The organism is Actinomadura sp. K4S16 (assembly GCF_008327685.1).
In the GTDB taxonomy this organism is placed as follows: domain Bacteria; phylum Actinomycetota; class Actinomycetes; order Streptosporangiales; family Streptosporangiaceae; genus Spirillospora.
Genome location: NZ_BDDE01000011.1, coordinates 882,219 through 896,607 on the forward strand (window position 1 = coordinate 882,219; position 14,389 = coordinate 896,607).

General features: G+C 73.5%; 13 protein-coding genes and 1 pseudogene. 6 read left to right on the top strand and 8 right to left on the bottom strand.

The annotated features are described in order from the left end of the window. The first annotated feature begins 68 nt into the window (after positions 1–68). Complete coding sequence (locus K4S16_RS11215) at positions 69–725, top strand: response regulator transcription factor (RefSeq protein WP_200841801.1); 657 nt, start codon at positions 69–71, stop codon at positions 723–725. Beyond that, a complete protein-coding gene (locus tag K4S16_RS11220; protein WP_149258760.1) occupies positions 722–1,999 on the top strand; it encodes a HAMP domain-containing sensor histidine kinase in 1,278 nt (425 codons plus the stop codon). Before K4S16_RS11215 ends, K4S16_RS11220 begins: the two co-directional genes overlap by 4 nt. Here the strand turns inward: K4S16_RS11220 and K4S16_RS11225 are convergent. Beyond that, the gene (locus K4S16_RS11225; protein WP_149258761.1) at positions 1,982–3,049 is read right to left on the bottom strand and encodes a DUF3533 domain-containing protein; all 1,068 of its coding nucleotides are present in this window, start codon (positions 3,047–3,049) and stop codon (positions 1,982–1,984) included. The genes K4S16_RS11220 and K4S16_RS11225 overlap by 18 nt on opposite strands. A gap of 131 nt (positions 3,050–3,180) precedes the next feature. Here K4S16_RS11225 and K4S16_RS11230 point away from each other — a divergent pair, with 131 nt between their 5' ends. Continuing rightward, positions 3,181–3,690 (top strand): DUF664 domain-containing protein, encoded by a 510-nt coding sequence (locus K4S16_RS11230; RefSeq protein WP_149258762.1) that lies wholly within the window; start codon positions 3,181–3,183, stop codon positions 3,688–3,690. Here the strand turns inward: K4S16_RS11230 and K4S16_RS11235 are convergent. The 5 genes from K4S16_RS11235 to K4S16_RS11255 form a co-directional block, all read right to left on the bottom strand. Next, entirely contained in the window at positions 3,660–5,003 is a 1,344-nt protein-coding gene (locus tag K4S16_RS11235; RefSeq protein ID WP_235036712.1) for a glycosyltransferase family 4 protein, read from the bottom strand. The two genes, K4S16_RS11230 and K4S16_RS11235, sit on opposite strands and share 31 nt — an antisense overlap. A gap of 60 nt (positions 5,004–5,063) precedes the next feature. Continuing rightward, on the bottom strand, positions 5,064–6,260 hold the full coding sequence (locus K4S16_RS11240) for an Ig-like domain-containing protein (protein ID WP_149258764.1): 1,197 nt from the start codon (positions 6,258–6,260) through the stop codon (positions 5,064–5,066). A gap of 193 nt (positions 6,261–6,453) precedes the next feature. Then, a complete protein-coding gene (locus tag K4S16_RS11245; RefSeq protein ID WP_235036713.1) occupies positions 6,454–7,620 on the bottom strand; it encodes an Ig-like domain-containing protein in 1,167 nt (388 codons plus the stop codon). 191 nt (positions 7,621–7,811) lie between these two features. Continuing rightward, positions 7,812–8,606, bottom strand: coding sequence for a VC0807 family protein (locus tag K4S16_RS11250; RefSeq protein ID WP_235036714.1), 795 nt, complete (start codon positions 8,604–8,606; stop codon positions 7,812–7,814). Between the two features lie 211 nt (positions 8,607–8,817). After that, positions 8,818–9,744, bottom strand: a complete 927-nt coding sequence (locus K4S16_RS11255) for a LysR family transcriptional regulator (RefSeq protein ID WP_149258767.1) — start codon at positions 9,742–9,744, stop codon at positions 8,818–8,820. 144 nt (positions 9,745–9,888) lie between these two features. Here K4S16_RS11255 and K4S16_RS11260 point away from each other — a divergent pair, with 144 nt between their 5' ends. Both K4S16_RS11260 and K4S16_RS11265 read left to right on the top strand, forming a co-directional pair. Continuing rightward, positions 9,889–11,226 (top strand): pyridoxal phosphate-dependent aminotransferase, encoded by a 1,338-nt coding sequence (locus tag K4S16_RS11260; RefSeq protein ID WP_149258768.1) that lies wholly within the window; start codon positions 9,889–9,891, stop codon positions 11,224–11,226. Between the two features lie 283 nt (positions 11,227–11,509). Further along, positions 11,510–12,082: a hypothetical protein gene (locus tag K4S16_RS11265; RefSeq protein ID WP_149258769.1), complete on the top strand. Its 573-nt coding sequence runs from the start codon at positions 11,510–11,512 to the stop codon at positions 12,080–12,082. A gap of 243 nt (positions 12,083–12,325) precedes the next feature. Here K4S16_RS11265 and K4S16_RS11270 read toward each other — a convergent pair. Continuing rightward, positions 12,326–12,982, bottom strand: a pseudogene (locus K4S16_RS11270) (cation:proton antiporter); the annotation flags it as partial. Here K4S16_RS11270 and K4S16_RS11275 point away from each other — a divergent pair. Continuing rightward, complete coding sequence (locus tag K4S16_RS11275) at positions 12,968–13,528, top strand: CGNR zinc finger domain-containing protein (protein ID WP_149258770.1); 561 nt, start codon at positions 12,968–12,970, stop codon at positions 13,526–13,528. The pseudogene K4S16_RS11270 and the gene K4S16_RS11275 overlap by 15 nt on opposite strands. A gap of 2 nt (positions 13,529–13,530) precedes the next feature. Here the strand turns inward: K4S16_RS11275 and folP are convergent, their stop codons facing one another. Beyond that, positions 13,531–14,370: a dihydropteroate synthase gene (gene folP / locus K4S16_RS11280; protein WP_149258771.1), complete on the bottom strand. Its 840-nt coding sequence runs from the start codon at positions 14,368–14,370 to the stop codon at positions 13,531–13,533. Positions 14,371–14,389: the final 19 nt, after the last annotated feature.

Consider the following 14,389-nt stretch of genomic DNA (forward strand, 5'->3'; position numbering starts at 1 on the left):
CCCTTCCCGAGACTTGGGCGGCAGGACGCGCCGGAGGGCGCGCCGGTCGACGGCAGGGGACGGCAGACGTGCGGGTTTTGGTCGCCGAGGACGAGCGGATGCTCGCCGACTCGATCGCCGAGGGGCTCCGGGCGGAGGCCCTCGCCGTGGACGTGGTCTACGACGGGGACGCCGCGCTCGAACGGCTCGGCGTGCACGAATACGACGTGCTCGTCCTGGACCGGGACCTGCCGGTCGTGCACGGCGACGACGTGTGCCGCGCGGTGGTGGAGTCCGGCGCCCTCGTCCGGGTGCTGATGCTCACCGCCGCCGTCACCGTCCCGGCCCGCGTCGACGGGCTGCGCCTCGGCGCCGACGACTACCTCACCAAGCCGTTCGCGTTCGAGGAGCTGGTGGCGCGGATCCTGGCGCTCGGCCGGCGGGCCCGCCCGGCGGCGCCGCCGGCGCTGGAGCGCGCCGGGATCCGGCTCGACCCGTCCCGCCAGGAGGTGTACCGCGACGGCCGGTACGTGCACCTGGCGCGCAAGGAGTTCGGGCTGCTGGCCGAGCTGCTGCGCGCGGACGGGACGATCGTGTCCGCCGAGCGCCTGCTGGAGAAGGTCTGGGACGAGCACACCGACCCCTTCACCAACACCGTCCGGGTGACGCTGATGAAGCTGCGCCGCAAGCTCGGCGATCCCCCGGTCATCGAGACCGTCCCGGGAGTGGGGTACCGGATTCCATGAGAGCCACGCGTGCCGCAGGGTTCACGGACCGGCTGCGGCCGACGATCCGACTGCGGCTGACGATCCTCTACACGGGCCTCTTCCTCGGCGCGGGCATCGTGCTGCTCGGGCTGACCTACCTCCTCGTGCAGAACAACCTGCAGAGGCAAGGCGAACCCGCGGCGGACCGCGTTTTCAGCGCGGCGCCCAAGGAGGTGGTCCCCGGAGTGGCGGCCGCGGCACCGCCGCCCGGGGAGGCCTCGCAGCTCACCGTGCAGAAGGTGCAGGGCGCGCTGATCAAGGGGCGCGAGGACTACCAGCGCGAGACGCTCAACGCGCTGCTCACCCAGGGCGGGATCGCGCTCGGGCTGGTGGGCGCGGCCGGACTCGGCTTCGGCTGGCTGCTCGCCGACCGGGCGCTGCGGCCCGTGCATGCGATCACCGAGACCGCGCGGCGGGTGGCGCGCAGCCACGACCTCACCGAGCGGATCGCCTACGAGGGGCCGCGCGACGACGTCAAGGAGCTGGCCGACACCTTCGACACCATGCTCGGCCGGCTGGCGCGGGCCTTCGACGGGCAGCGCCGGTTCGTCGCGAACGCCTCGCACGAGCTGCGCACCCCCCTCGCCATCAACCGGACGCTGATCGACGTGGCGGTGCGCCGCCCGGACGCCACCGACGACGTCAAGCGGCTCGGCGAGTCGCTGCTGGTCGTCAACGGCAGGCACGAGCGGCTCATCGACGGGCTGCTCACCCTCGCCGGGACGGAGAACGTCGTGGTCGACGCCGGGCCGCTCGACCTCGCGGACGTCGCCGGGCACGTCCTGCGGCAGGCCGCCCCCGAGGCGCGGGCCCGCGGGGTGACCGCCGACCGCCTGCTCGGCCCGGCCTCCACGTCGGGCGACCCGGTGCTGGTGGAGCGGCTCGTGCAGAACCTGGTGGAGAACGCGATCCGGCACAACCGCGACGGCGGCGAACTGCACGTCGCCACGCGGGGCCGGGACGGCTGGGCGGAGCTCACCGTCGCCAACACCGGTCCCGTCGTGCCCGCCTACGAGGTCGAGACGATCTTCGAGCCGTTCCGGCGGCTCGGCAACGACCGGGTGCGCTCCGACCGGGGCTCGGGGCTCGGGCTGTCGATCGTCCGGGCCACCGCGACGGCCCACGGCGGCACGGTGACCGCGGCGCCGCGCCCGGAAGGCGGCCTCGTCGTGACCGTCCGCCTGCCCGGCCGGGTGGACGGCCCGCCGCTCGCGGCCCCCGCCGGAGGGATCGCCTCATCCGCTCCGGGCTGAGGCGGTCCCCTGGGTGTGGGCCGCCGCCGGCCGCAGCGCGGACACGGCCAGGGCGACGGCCGTCCCGCCGAGCGCCCACCCGGCCAGTACCCACAGCGGGTACGCCGTGGCGTTGCCGGCGAAGTAGACGGTGTTGCGGACGGCCGTCGTCGCCGCGCCCGTCGGCAGCCAGCCGCCGATGGCGCGCCAGAACGGCGGCAGCAGCGCGACCGGGTAGGCGCCGCCCGCGCTGGGGTTGCCGAGCACGACGAACAGCAGGATCGCCAGGCCTATCCCGAGCAGCCCGAACAGCGTCTGCAACGCGGCGGTGGAGGCCGCCGCGGCGAAGACCACGAGCGCCCCGATGCCCCACACCTGGAAGAAGTGGCCGGGCAGCGCACCGAGGACGGGACCGGCGATGACCGCGCCGCCGAGCCCCGACACGGCCGCGTACAGGGCGAGCGCCCCCAGCCGGATGACGGTGCGGCGCCCGTTCGCCGGCCGGGCGCCGCCCGCGAAGCCGAGGATCGCCGCCGCCAGGTACCCGCCCACGACCCAGCCGATGACCAGGTAGAACGACGACAGGCCGCGGCCGTCCTCGGGGTCGGGCGGCCGGATGTCGACGACCCTCACCTGCCGGTGCCGGACGGTCTCGAACCGGTTCGCGACGTCGGTGGCCGTGCCGGCCAGCGCCGGTCCGGCGGCGGACGCGACGAGCAGCGTGTCGGTGCCTCCCCGCGGCTCCACGATGATCGCGGCGTCGACCTCGCGGCGCAGGATCTCCTGGCGGGCCTGCTCCGCCCCGGCCGCCGTGCGGGCCTTCAGCGGCCTGCCCTTCAGCGCGTTCACCTGCTCGGCGACCTGTCCCGCCACCGCGGGCGGCGCGACCACCGCGACGGGGATGCGGTGCGGCGTCGGCGAATGGAACGCGCCGATGTAGGACAGGATGAACCCGAACTGCAGCAGCAGGACGCCGGTGACCAGGGCGACGCCGCGCAGCGTCACCGCGTCGCGGAGTTCGGGCCCGAATCCGCGGTCGGGCGGCCGCCGGTCGGGCGCGCGAGTGCTCATGCCGGTCGTCTACCCATTCGGCCCCCCGCCAACTGCGCGAACGCCGGCCAGGGCACCCGAGCCGGCGACGCGTCCGGACGGCGGGGCCCGCGGACCTGAATCCCCGGCCCGATCAAGGTAGCGTCGGACCAATGACCAGTGCTGAACTGCTCACCGACGCGTTCGACCGGATCCAGGAGGCCGTCCACGGGGCGGTCGAGGGCCTCGGCGGTCCGCGGCTCGCCGAGCGCCCCGCCGAGGGCGCCAACTCGATCGCGTGGCTCGTCTGGCATCTCACCCGCATCCAGGACGACCATGTCGCCGGGGTCGCCGGCACCGCCCAGGTCTGGACGCGGGACGGCTGGGCCGACCGGTTCGGGCTGCCGTTCGACGCGTCCGACACCGGGTACGGCCACGGCCCGGACGAGGTGGCCGCCGTCCGGGTGGACTCGGCGGACCTGCTGACGGGATACCACGACGCCGTGCACGACAGCACCGTCCAGTACGTGGCCGGGCTGACCGACGCCGACCTGCCCCGGATCGTCGACCGGGCGTGGGACCCGCCGGTCACGCTGGCGGTGCGGCTGGTCAGCGTGGTCTCCGACGACCTCCAGCACGCGGGCCAGGCCGCCTACGTCCGCGGACTGCTCAGGGGCGTCTGACCTCCGGGCCGCCGGGGCCGCTCCGGCGCCGGGGCGGCCGGCACGAGCTCGGAGATCAGGAGCGACCAGCGGGGACCGATGCGGTCCAGGTGGTGGGACCGCACCGAGCGCAGGGCCGCCTCGCCCAGCCGGTCCCGCAGTCCGCGGTCCGCGATCACCCGGCGGAGCGCCCCGGTCATGGCGTCCACGTCCCCGGCGGGGACGAGCAGCCCGTCGCGCCCGTGGCCGATCATCTCGGCGGGGCCGACCGGGCAGTCGAACGCCACGACCGCCAGGCCCATGCCCATGGCCTCGATGACGACCATGGGCATGCCCTCGCGGCGCGACGACAGCGCGTAGACCGACGCCCGCTCCATCTCGGCGTACAGGTGGCGGGTCCGGGGGTGCAGCTCGACCCTGCCGCCGAGGCCGAGCTCGTCGATCAGCGCCTGGAGCCGGTCGCGCCGCGGCCCGCCTCCGAAGACGCGCAGGGTCCAGTCCGGATGGTCGGCGGCGATCGGCGCGTACGCGCGGATGAGCAGGTCGAAGCCCTTGGTGTGGACGAGCCGCCCGGCGGCCAGGACGACCTTGCCGGCCCGCCGGGACGGCCGGTCCGGCAGGGCGGGCGCGGCATTGGGGATGCACACGACGCGCGCACCGGACCCCGCGAGCGCGGCCTCGTACTCGGCGCACGCCGCCTCGGTGAGCGTGGAGACGACGGTCAGCCGCCGGTAGGAGCGCAGGATCTGGCGCCGGAGGGCGGGCTGGTAGGCCCCGAGGTGCATGTGGTCCTGGCCGATCGTCGCGGTCCCGGCCGGCGCCAGCTCGGCCGCCAGCAGGTTGAGGGACGGCCTGGTCCCGATGAGCACGTCGGGCGGCGCCGCCGGCGGCAGCGCGCACCGCAGCAGGCACACGTCCGTCCAGAGGCTCATGTGGCGGAACGACGCCTCGTCCGCCGGTGTCAGCAGGCTCGGGAGCCTGGCCAGGACGCGGGCCGCCCGCCCCTTGGGCGCGAAGCCGTCGTCGGCGTAGGTGAGCGTCGCACCGGCGGGGACGGGGAAGAACGGCCTCCTGCTCCGCTTGAGCACGCTGACGATCTCGACGTCGTGGTCGCGTGCCAGGTGGCCGCACAGGTTCAGCACCGTGCGGATCGTCCCGCCCGTGCCGTGCGCGTTCTGCAGCAGGACGCGCACGCGGAGCCGGTCACCGGGCGGCGGGACGCGCCGCCGCCTCAGCAGGGGCCGCAGCGTCCAGAGCGCCGCGCGGCGCAGACCGCGCTGCGCCCTGCGCCGGACGCGGCGCCGCAGCCGCAGCGGGCGGGCCGACTCCTCCACCGTGCCCCCGATCTCCGATGACCGTGCCCGGCCCGTTCCCGGGGCGGGGCACGGTCATGGTCATCCGGTGGTCACGGTTCGGTTGAGGGCGCTGCCCTTCACCCACCGGTCCCAGGACATCTGGTAGTAGCTCCAGCCGTTGAGCGGCTCCAGCCTCCGCTTGCTGCCGGTGATGATCACCGGGTCGCCGCGGTAGGACCACTGGTAGTACCAGCGGGCGTCGGCGGGCGGGGAGTTGACGCAGCCGTGGCTGACGTTCTGGCGGCCCTGGGCCCACGTGGTGGCGGCCATCGAGTGGATGTACTCGCCGCTGTTGGAGATCCGCACCGCGTGCGGGATGACCTCCTTGTAGCCGCCGTTCTTCTTGTCCTTCGGGTCGACGCCCATCCACTCCGACGTCATGATCGCCGGATTCTCCTTGCCCATGGTCAGGTGGATGCCGCTGGTGGTGAGGTAGGTGTCGACGCCGTTGACGACCCGGCCGCCGCGGCCGGCGCTGATCCCCCAGCTGCGGATCTTCTTGCCGTTCTTCTTGACCACGAGCTTGTGCGTCTTGGTGCTGACGGTGACGAGGTGCGAGTCGCCGATGCGGAACGGGCGGGCGAAGTCCGACACGCCGTAGGTCTTCTTGCCCGACCTCACGCCGGCCAGCTTGGCGGTCAGCACCACCTTCTGGTTGGGCGCCCACCAGGTGCCGTTCTTCGTCCGGAAGATCACCGTGGTGTCGTTCATCCAGTACCAGGCGCCGGTGGCGGGCGTCGTCGACTTGACCTCCAGGGCCTTCTCGACGGCCTTCTTGTCGGCGACCGGCCGGTTGAAGACGACCTGGATCGGCATGCCGATGCCGACCTTCTCGTTCTTGCTCGGGGTGACGTCGACGATGCTGAGCTCGTTCGCCGCCTTCTGCGTGGCGAACGCGGCGTTGACGGTGGCCGTCTTGCCCTTGGGGCTCTTGGCCACCGCCACGACCTGGTACTTGGCGCCCGGACGCAGCGTCCGCGACTTCCAGCTGGTCTTGTCGGCGGCCATCGCGCCGTCGACCGGCTTGCCCTTGAGCGTGACCGTGACCTGCTCCAGCGTCCCGCCCGCGGCGGTGACGACGACTCCGTCCTCCGGCTTGGCCTTGGTGTTGCCGTTGCCCGGGCTGATCGTCACCTGGGGGACGCTCGCGTCGCCCTTCTCTCCGACGGTGACGCCGGAGTCCTTCTCTCCGCCGCCGCTGCAGGCCGTCGTGAGGAGGAGCACGGCCCCAGCCATTCCCGCACCCGCCCGAACCCCTGCGGAAAACCTCCGCTGCACCGCTGACCTCCAGAACCCCGCCGTGTACCACAGCGACATTAGCGACAAAATTCGGCGATCATGCCATGTCTCAGGGTTTTTGCAGGCCCCCGAGATCAAAGCGTTGCAACGGAGGCGGGGCCGCCAGCCCCTCCTGGCCGCGGCGGCCGTCTCAGCGGAGGGCGCTGCCCTGCCGCCACTTGTCGAACGACAGCTGCCAGACGCTCCAGCCGTTGTCCCACTCGACCTCGCGGTCGGTTCCGGTCAGGTCGATGACGTCGCCGCGCTGCATGGTGTCGTAGAACCACTTCGCGTTGGCCGGGCTGACGTTCAGGCAGCCGTGGCTGACGTTCGCCGAGCCCTGCGAGCCGACCGACCAGGGCGCCGCATGCACGTACTCGCCGCTGTTGGAGAAGCGGACCGCGTAGTTGACGACCGTCTTGTAGTAGCCGGGGTCGCCCTCCTGACGCCCGGGGGACGTCATCGTGACCGGGTTGCCCTTCTCCATCAGCAGGTGGACGCCGCTGGTGGTGGTGAACTCCCGGGTCTCGCCGTTGCCCGCGCTGAACGGGATGGTGCGCAGCTTCTTGCCGTCCCGCGTCACCGTCATGTGGTGGTCGCCGATGTCGCCGGTCGTGATCTGCGCGGCGCCGATGCTGATGGTCGCCTTGGCGTCCTTCGCCCCGTAGACGCCGCCGCCCGCGTTCACCCCCGCCAGGTCGGCGCGGAAGCGGACCGTCTGGTGCGGCTGCCAGTACGTCTTCGTCCGGTAGATGACCTGGTCGGACCCGACCCACCGCCACGCGCCCTCCACGGGCTTCTCCGCCGTGACGTGCAGTGTCCGCTCCACGGCGGCCTTGTCGGTGACCGGCCGGTCGAACCGCACGAAGATCGGCATGCCGACGCCGACCTTCTCCCCGCTGAGGTTCGGGGTGACGTCCGCGATCGACAGGGTCTCGGCGGGCTTCAGCGTCGTGAACGTGCTGGTGGCCGTGCGGGCCTTGCCGCCCTCGCCGGCCTGCGCCGTGACGGTGTAGGAGGTCCCGGGCGTCAGGGTGCGGGTGGACCGCCACGTCTTGCGGCCGTCCCCGTAGCCGCCGGATATGGCGGCGCCCCCGCCCTGGACGGTGACGTTCCGCAGCTTCGCGCCGGAGGCCTTGACCTCGATCGTCCCGTCCGGCTTGACCTGGGCGGTGCCGTTCGCCGGCGTGATCGTCACGGTCGAGTCCGACCCGCCCGAGGCGAGCTTGCCCTCGCCGCCGATCGAGCAGCCGGTCACGAGCAGCGCCACCGCTCCCGTCCCGACCGCGACCACAGGCCCAAACCGACCCTTTGCCACCACTGGCTCCCCCAACCCCATGTGTTCACCCCGTGCAGGTGAAATCTATCTAAGGATGGAGACGCCCTGAATCAGGCACAGGTTCGGACATCAGCGAAGTTTCGCTGGCCAGATGGGTTCGGCGGGGGTCGAAGGAGGGTCAAGCGGGGGTGCGGGGGCCTAGGACCGGTCAAGCCGGGAGCGGGGACCGGTCAGGCGCCGACCGCGGGGGCGATCGCGAGGGGCGCCGGCGGGGGCTCGCCGTTGAGGCGGCGCACCAGCCGCTTGAAGCCCCAGACGGAGACTGCGATGCCGATCGCGCCCAGTCCCGCGACGATGCCGGTGCGGATCCACAGGTACATGCCGATCGACTCGTTGAAGAGCATCCAGAGGCTGACGGCCGCGTTCGTGAGCAGCACGCCCGACCACAGCAGCGAGATGCGCAGGAAGAACCGGTGGACCCGCTCGTGCTTGTAGAAGGCGTCGGGGATCGGCGCCATGTCCTTGGCGAGTTTCATCGCGAGCGGCCGCCGGAGCGGCACCGAGGCGAGGAAGGCCATGCTGACCGCGAGCGTGCCGAGGGTCGGCTGGAGGAAGTAGATGACCGCGCTGTGCGTGGCGGCGGCCAGGCCCGCGCGCACGGTCACGCCGACCGCGGCGAGCATCAGCATCCCCGACACCGGGTGCCCGCGCACGTACCGGTAGACGATCCCTCCGTACACCCAGGCGACGGCGGCGATGAGCGCGCCGTTGAGGCCGAGGAGCATGAGCGCGGCGTAGAAGACCGCGACAGGGGCGATGACGCCCTCGATGAAGCGCGGGAGCGCGTGCATCAGCAGCGCGGTCACCCGCGGCAGTTCGAAGATGTGGTGGCCGCCCGCGTGCCCCTGGCCGTCCTGCGGCTTGGGCGCCCGCACCAGCCCTGGCGGTTCCGCGGTCATGGTCGCCGGTCCTTCCATCGAGCGTTGTGCTCCCCGGTCGGTGTACATGGACTCGGATGTGCTCACGATTCGCCCCACCGTACGTGAAGATCCGGGCACGTCCGTCCTGTTTCAACGGATTCGTACCTTGCTTCCCTTCCTCCTTAGTTCGGCTCCGGGACCCCTGTGGTGCGAATCACGGCCGGATCCGGCCACGTCGGAACAGGTCCCACCCGGCTTATTTCCGAGTTTCCGGAGACGTCACGAGGGATTTCTTCCGGGTATCGCCAAAGGCTTTTCAGGACTCGGGCGCGGTCGGCTGCACGTTCCTCGCGGCCGCGTAGATCGCCCGCAGCGTGACCGCCACCGAGGGCCTGCGCACGCTGGCGGTGCGGGTCACGGCGTAGACCTCGCGGGCCAGCGTGCACTCGGGGATGCGCCGGACCGCCACGCCCTGGTCGCCGGCCGCGAGCGCCAGCGCCGGCACCGCGGTGATGCCGATACCGCGGGCCACCAGGCTCAGGATCGTGTGGAGGCCTTCGAACTCCCACGGTACGGGGCGGGCGCCGCCGACGGTGTCGAGGAGCCGCTCGACGGCCTGCCGCGACGGCTCCCCCGGCGGCGCCGCCATCCACGGCTCCTCCCGCAGCTGCTGCAGGTCGACCGGCCGGTCCGGCCGGGACATGGGGTGGGTGTCCGGGACGACCAGGACGAGGGGGTCGCGGCGCAGGTGGAAGAACTCCAGCGCGGCGGGCGACTGGTCGGGGACCTTGCCCGTCCAGTCGTCGATGAGGGCGATGTCGACCTCCCCGTTCTGCACCTGGCGGATCCCGGCGCCGGGCGCGGTCTGCCGCAGCACGAACGTGAGGCCGGGATGGTCGCCGAGGCTGTGCGCCAGCGCGGGGGCGAACGCGACGGCCGCGGTCGGGAACGCGGTGACCACGACCCGTCCCGTGGGGGCGCCGGCCTGGGCGGACAGCTCGGCCTCGGTCGTCTCCACGAGGGCGAGGATCTCCTCGGCGCGCTCGGCGAGGCGGCGCCCGGCGTCGGTCAGCTCCGCGCTGCGGGCCGTGCGGTCCAGCAGCGGCACGCGGGCCTCCCGCTCGAGGGCGGCCAGCTGCTGGGACACCGCCGAGGGCGTGTACCCGAGGGCCGCGGCGGTGGCCGCGATGCTGCCGCGGCGGGCGAATTCGGCGAGCAACCGCAAGCGGCGCAGTTCGAGCATCAGCCCATCTTACGGTCACCATCGGTGAGACTCGCTTGTAATGATGCTAAATGCGGGCAAGAGTTAGTCGAACCCGGCCGGGTCGCACAGACGGGGATTCCACGGTCACCCACCGTGGAACAGCCATGCCCTTTTGGAGCCTTCATGCCTGCCCATAACCAGTCCGCAGCCGTCCGGCCGCTGTCGTTCGAGCCGCGCCCGGTCCCTCTCTCGGCGACGCTCGCGGTCAACGAGGCCATAGCCCGCAAGCGCAGACGGGGCGAACGCGTGCTCCCCCTCGGTTTCGGGGAGGCCGGGATCCCGATACATCCCGCCCTGACCCGCGAGCTCGGCGCGGCCGCCGGCCGGGGCGGCTACGGGCCGGTCGCCGGGACCGCCGCGCTGCGCGCCGCCGCGGCCGGGTACTGGGCCCGGCGCGGGCTGCCCACCGACCCGGGCGCGGTCGTCGCGGGCCCCGGCAGCAAGCCGCTGCTGTTCGCCCTGCTCACCGCGCTGGGCGGCGACGTCGTCGTGGCCGCGCCGAGCTGGGTGAGCTACGCGGCGCAGGCGTCGCTGGCGGGCCTGGACCCGATCCGCGTCGCGACCCCGCCGGGCGAGGGCGGCGTCCCGAGCCCCGCCCTGCTGGCCGACGCGGTGGTGCGGGCCCGCGCCCGGGGCCGCGACGTGCGCGCCGTCGTGGTGACGCTGCCGGACAACCCGACGGGGACCCTCGCGTCCGAGGCCACCGTCCGGCGGCTGTGCGCGGTCGCCCGCGAGCAGGACCTGGTCGTCATCTCCGACGAGATCTACCGCGACCTCGTGCACGCGCCGGGTGCGGCGGTGCCGAGCCCGGCGCGGTACGCGCCCGAGCGGACCGTCGTGACGACGGCGCTGAGCAAGAGCCTGGCGGCCGGCGGCTGGCGGATCGGGGTGGCGCGGCTGCCGGACGGGCCGTTCGGCCGGGCGCTGCGCGACAGCCTGCTCGGGGTGGCCAGCGAGATCTGGTCCAGCGCCCCGGCCCCCATGCAGCACGCCGCCGCGTTCGCGTTCGCCGAGCCTCCCGAGCTGGTCGAGCACGTCGACCGCAGCAGGCGCCTGCACGCCGCGGTCACCGGCGCGGTGGCCGACCGGTTCGCCGCGGCCGGAGCGCGGGTCACGCGTCCGGAAGCGGCCTTCTACGTCTACCCCGACTTCGGCCCGATGCGCGACGCGCTGGAGGCCGACCACGGCATCCGCACGGGCGCCGAGCTCACCCACCTCCTCCTGGAGCGCTACGGAGTGGGCGTCCTGCCGGGGAGCTCCTTCGGGGACGCCCCGACGGCGCTGCGCATGCGGGTCGCGCCGAGCCTTCTCTACGGAGAGGACGACGAGCAGCGCCTGGCCGCCCTGGCCTCGCCCTCCCCGGCCTCCCTGCCGTGGATCGCGAGCGCTCTGGACCGGCTCAGCGAGGTGCTCGACGACCTCTCCGCTGGCGTCCCGGCGGGGGCGCCGGCTCTCGCCTGAGGGGTGACTGGGGTCCGCGGGCCGCCCGGTGACGGGACGGTCCGCGGACCCCCTGCGTGAGCCTCCGGGAGCGCACCGTCACGGGGCCGGAACCAGCCGGTCAAAGGATGTGCGTCCGGCCCGACCGGCGCGTATAAGCGTGGTGTAAGGTCCAACGACGCACGGGGCGAACGTCGCGAATCGACCAGCAACAGGCCATCAGGAGTCCTGTCAGCTCCGCCCGTGGTAAACCCAGGACGAGCGCGAAGTCACGCGGTGATGGAAGAAGGCGAGGGGGCCCGCCATGAGGCATGCACGGGACGGGGCTGCCGCGGCGATGAGCGCCGCTTCCAGGATTCTGGTCGCGCGGGGCAAGAACGAGCCCCAGGAGATGGAGAATCCCGACGTCGCCTGGGGGCAGCGCGCCCGTGACGGGGTGTGGGTCCCGACCAGGGACGGGCAGCGCATCCACCTCGGCATCGACGTCGCGGCGGCCGACACGGTCGCCCAGGTGCTGCGCCCGAGCCTGCGGGTGTTCGTCGGCGTGGACGTCGACACCGACATCGTCGCGCAGACGACGGCGGGCGGCGTGCGGCTGCTCACGGTGATCCACGGCCCCGACGCGCCCACGGAGTTCCGGTTCGCCGTCTCCCTGGCCGACGGGCTCGCGCTGGAGTCGATGCCGTCCGGCGGCTACGACGTCGTGCATCTGCGGTACGGCGCCACGGTGGGCCGGCTCTACAACCCGTGGGCGAGCGACTCGATGTTCCGCCAGGTGAAGGCCGACTACACGCTGGAGGGCTCGGCGGTCACGATGCGCATCCAGCACACCGACGCCTACTACCCGGTCGTCGCCGACCCGCACTACGAGCGCTGACACCGGCGGGAGCCGGGTCAGGAGGGCGGCCTGTCCGCGGCCAGGGGGTCCTCGAAGTCGAGCTCCTGGACGAGCTCGTCCAGCCGGGCCAGGGCCGTCTGGAGGCCCGCCTTGCGGGCGAGCATCGACTCGGCCCGCCGCCGCTCCGGCTCGACCAGCCCGAGGCGGCGCAGCAGGACCGAGCGCGGCGCCGTCGTTGATCAGGCTCTCGCCCTCCAGGATCGTGACCATCCGGGGCGGCGCCCCGAGCCGCTGCATCACCGCCGTCGCCGCCACCGGGTCGGTGGGCGACACGGCCGCGCCGAACGCCAGCGCGGCGGCCCAGCCGACGTCCGGCAGCAGGGCGTGCAGCGTCGCGGCCACCGCGACCGTCGTGACGGTGGTCAGGCCGAACGCCAGGGTGACGATGGGCACGGCGTCGGCGCGGGCCTCGCGCGGGGGGGGTGAAGAACGCCGCGTGGTAGAGCAGCGGCGGCAGGAACCCGAGCAGCACCACCTCCGGCGGGACGACGACCGCGGGCAGGGCCGGCACGAACCCGGCCGCCATGCCGAGCAGGACGAGCACGATCGCGTCCGGCACGCGCAGCCGGCCGGCCAGTCCGCGGGCGAGCAGCACGACGACGGCGACGGCCAAGAAGACGATGAACAGCCGGTCCTCCTCCACGGCCATGCTCCTTGCCGGAACGCCGCCGGGTAGTCGCGGCGGGCCCGCCCCGGTTGGAACGTTCCGCCTGGATACGGGCCCCGTGGACGCCAGCGCGTCCTGGCGGGGTGGGCGTCGACGTGCGCGGTCTCCGTCATATGGTGGGGGCCACGGGCCGCGTTCCGGCCCCGGCGAGGCCGCCGGGCACCCGACCGCCCGGGTCCCCCGAGACTGGAGTCATCGTGATCTTCACTCATGACACCGAGCACGCGCTCGCCGTCGTCGTCGACCTCATCAACACGAGCGCGGCGGCCTCCGGCGCGGAGGAGCTCGGCGGGCTGCCCGGCCTGCGCGAGTTCGTGGACCGCAACGCGTTCAGCGACGTGGGCGAGCTCACCGCGGCCGACCTCGACCGCGTGCTGGAGCTGCGCACCCGCTTCCACTCGGTGTTCCGCGCCGGGGACGTCCCGTCCGCCGTGCAGCGGATCAACGAGATCGTCGGCGAGGTCCGCACCACCCCGCATCTGACCGACCACGACGGCTACGACTGGCACGTGCACTTCTTCGCGCCTGGCGCGCCCCTCGGCGAGCACCTGGCCGCCGACTGCGGCATGGCGCTGGCCTACGTGGTGGCGGCCGGCGAGCTCGACCGGCTCCGCACCTGCGAGGCGCCCGACTGCTCGCGCGTCCTGGTCGACCTGTCCCGCAACCGCTGCCGCCGCTACTGCGACAGCCGCACCTGCGGCAACCGCATGCACGTGGCCGCCTACCGCGCCCGCCAACGCGAAGCCGCTCCGAGTTGATCTCAGCCGGTGAGGTGGGCGACTTCGGTCAGGGCGCGGCGGGCGGCGGGGACGTCGTGGACGCGGAAGACGCGGGCGCCGAGGAGGGCGGAGACCGCGAGGACGGCCATGGTGCCGACGCCGCGCTTGTCGACGGGGCGGCCGAGCGTCTCGCCGATGAAGTCCTTGTTGGACACCGCGACCAGGACCGGCCAGCCGGTGGCGGTCAGCTCGCCGAGCCGGCGGGTGATCTCCAGTGACTGGCGGGTGTTCTTGCCGAAGTCGTGGGCGGGGTCGATGAGGATCGCGTCGCGGCGCACCCCGAGGGACGCGGCGCGCTCGGCCTCGGCGGTCACGTGCCCGATGACGTCCGCCACGACGTCGTCGTAGCCGATCCGGTGGGGGCGGGTGCGGGGCGCGAGCGCGCCGGCGTGGGAGCAGACCAGCCCGATGCCGTGCGCGGCGGCGACCTCGGCGAGCCGCGGGTCGGGCCCGCCCCAGGTGTCGTTCAGCAGGTCGGCGCCGGCCCGCGCCACCTCCTCGCCGACCTCGGCGCGCCAGGTGTCCACGCTGATCACGACGCGGGGGTACCGCTCGCGGACGGCCGCGACCAGGCCGACGACGCGGCGCAGCTCCTCGTCGACGCCGACCTCCTGGCCGGGGCCGGCCTTCACACCGCCGATGTCGACGATGTCGGCGCCGGCCTCCACGGCCCGGCCGACGGCGGCGAGGGCCGCGTCGAAACCGTAGGTGGCGCCCCGGTCGAAGAAGGAGTCGGGTGTGCGGTTCACCACGGCCATGATCGCGTGGGGGCCGATGTCGCGCCCGTTCAGCCGCAGCGGCGGTGCGTCCGGTGACCTCATGATGGATCTCACGGTGGCA

What these genes read in the sequence shown, in the direction of transcription:
- K4S16_RS11220 (WP_149258760.1), top strand. Translation starts at nt 722, where the DNA reads ATGAGAGCCACGCGTGCCGCAGGGTTCACGGACCGGCTGCGGCCGACG.
- K4S16_RS11225 (WP_149258761.1), bottom strand. Translation starts at nt 3,049, where the DNA reads ATGAGCACTCGCGCGCCCGACCGGCGGCCGCCCGACCGCGGATTCGGG.
- K4S16_RS11230 (WP_149258762.1), top strand. Translation starts at nt 3,181, where the DNA reads ATGACCAGTGCTGAACTGCTCACCGACGCGTTCGACCGGATCCAGGAG.
- K4S16_RS11240 (WP_149258764.1), bottom strand. Translation starts at nt 6,260, where the DNA reads ATGGCTGGGGCCGTGCTCCTCCTCACGACGGCCTGCAGCGGCGGCGGA.
- K4S16_RS11255 (WP_149258767.1), bottom strand. Translation starts at nt 9,744, where the DNA reads ATGCTCGAACTGCGCCGCTTGCGGTTGCTCGCCGAATTCGCCCGCCGC.
- K4S16_RS11260 (WP_149258768.1), top strand. Translation starts at nt 9,889, where the DNA reads ATGCCTGCCCATAACCAGTCCGCAGCCGTCCGGCCGCTGTCGTTCGAG.
- K4S16_RS11265 (WP_149258769.1), top strand. Translation starts at nt 11,510, where the DNA reads ATGAGGCATGCACGGGACGGGGCTGCCGCGGCGATGAGCGCCGCTTCC.
- folP (WP_149258771.1), bottom strand. Translation starts at nt 14,370, where the DNA reads ATGAGGTCACCGGACGCACCGCCGCTGCGGCTGAACGGGCGCGACATC.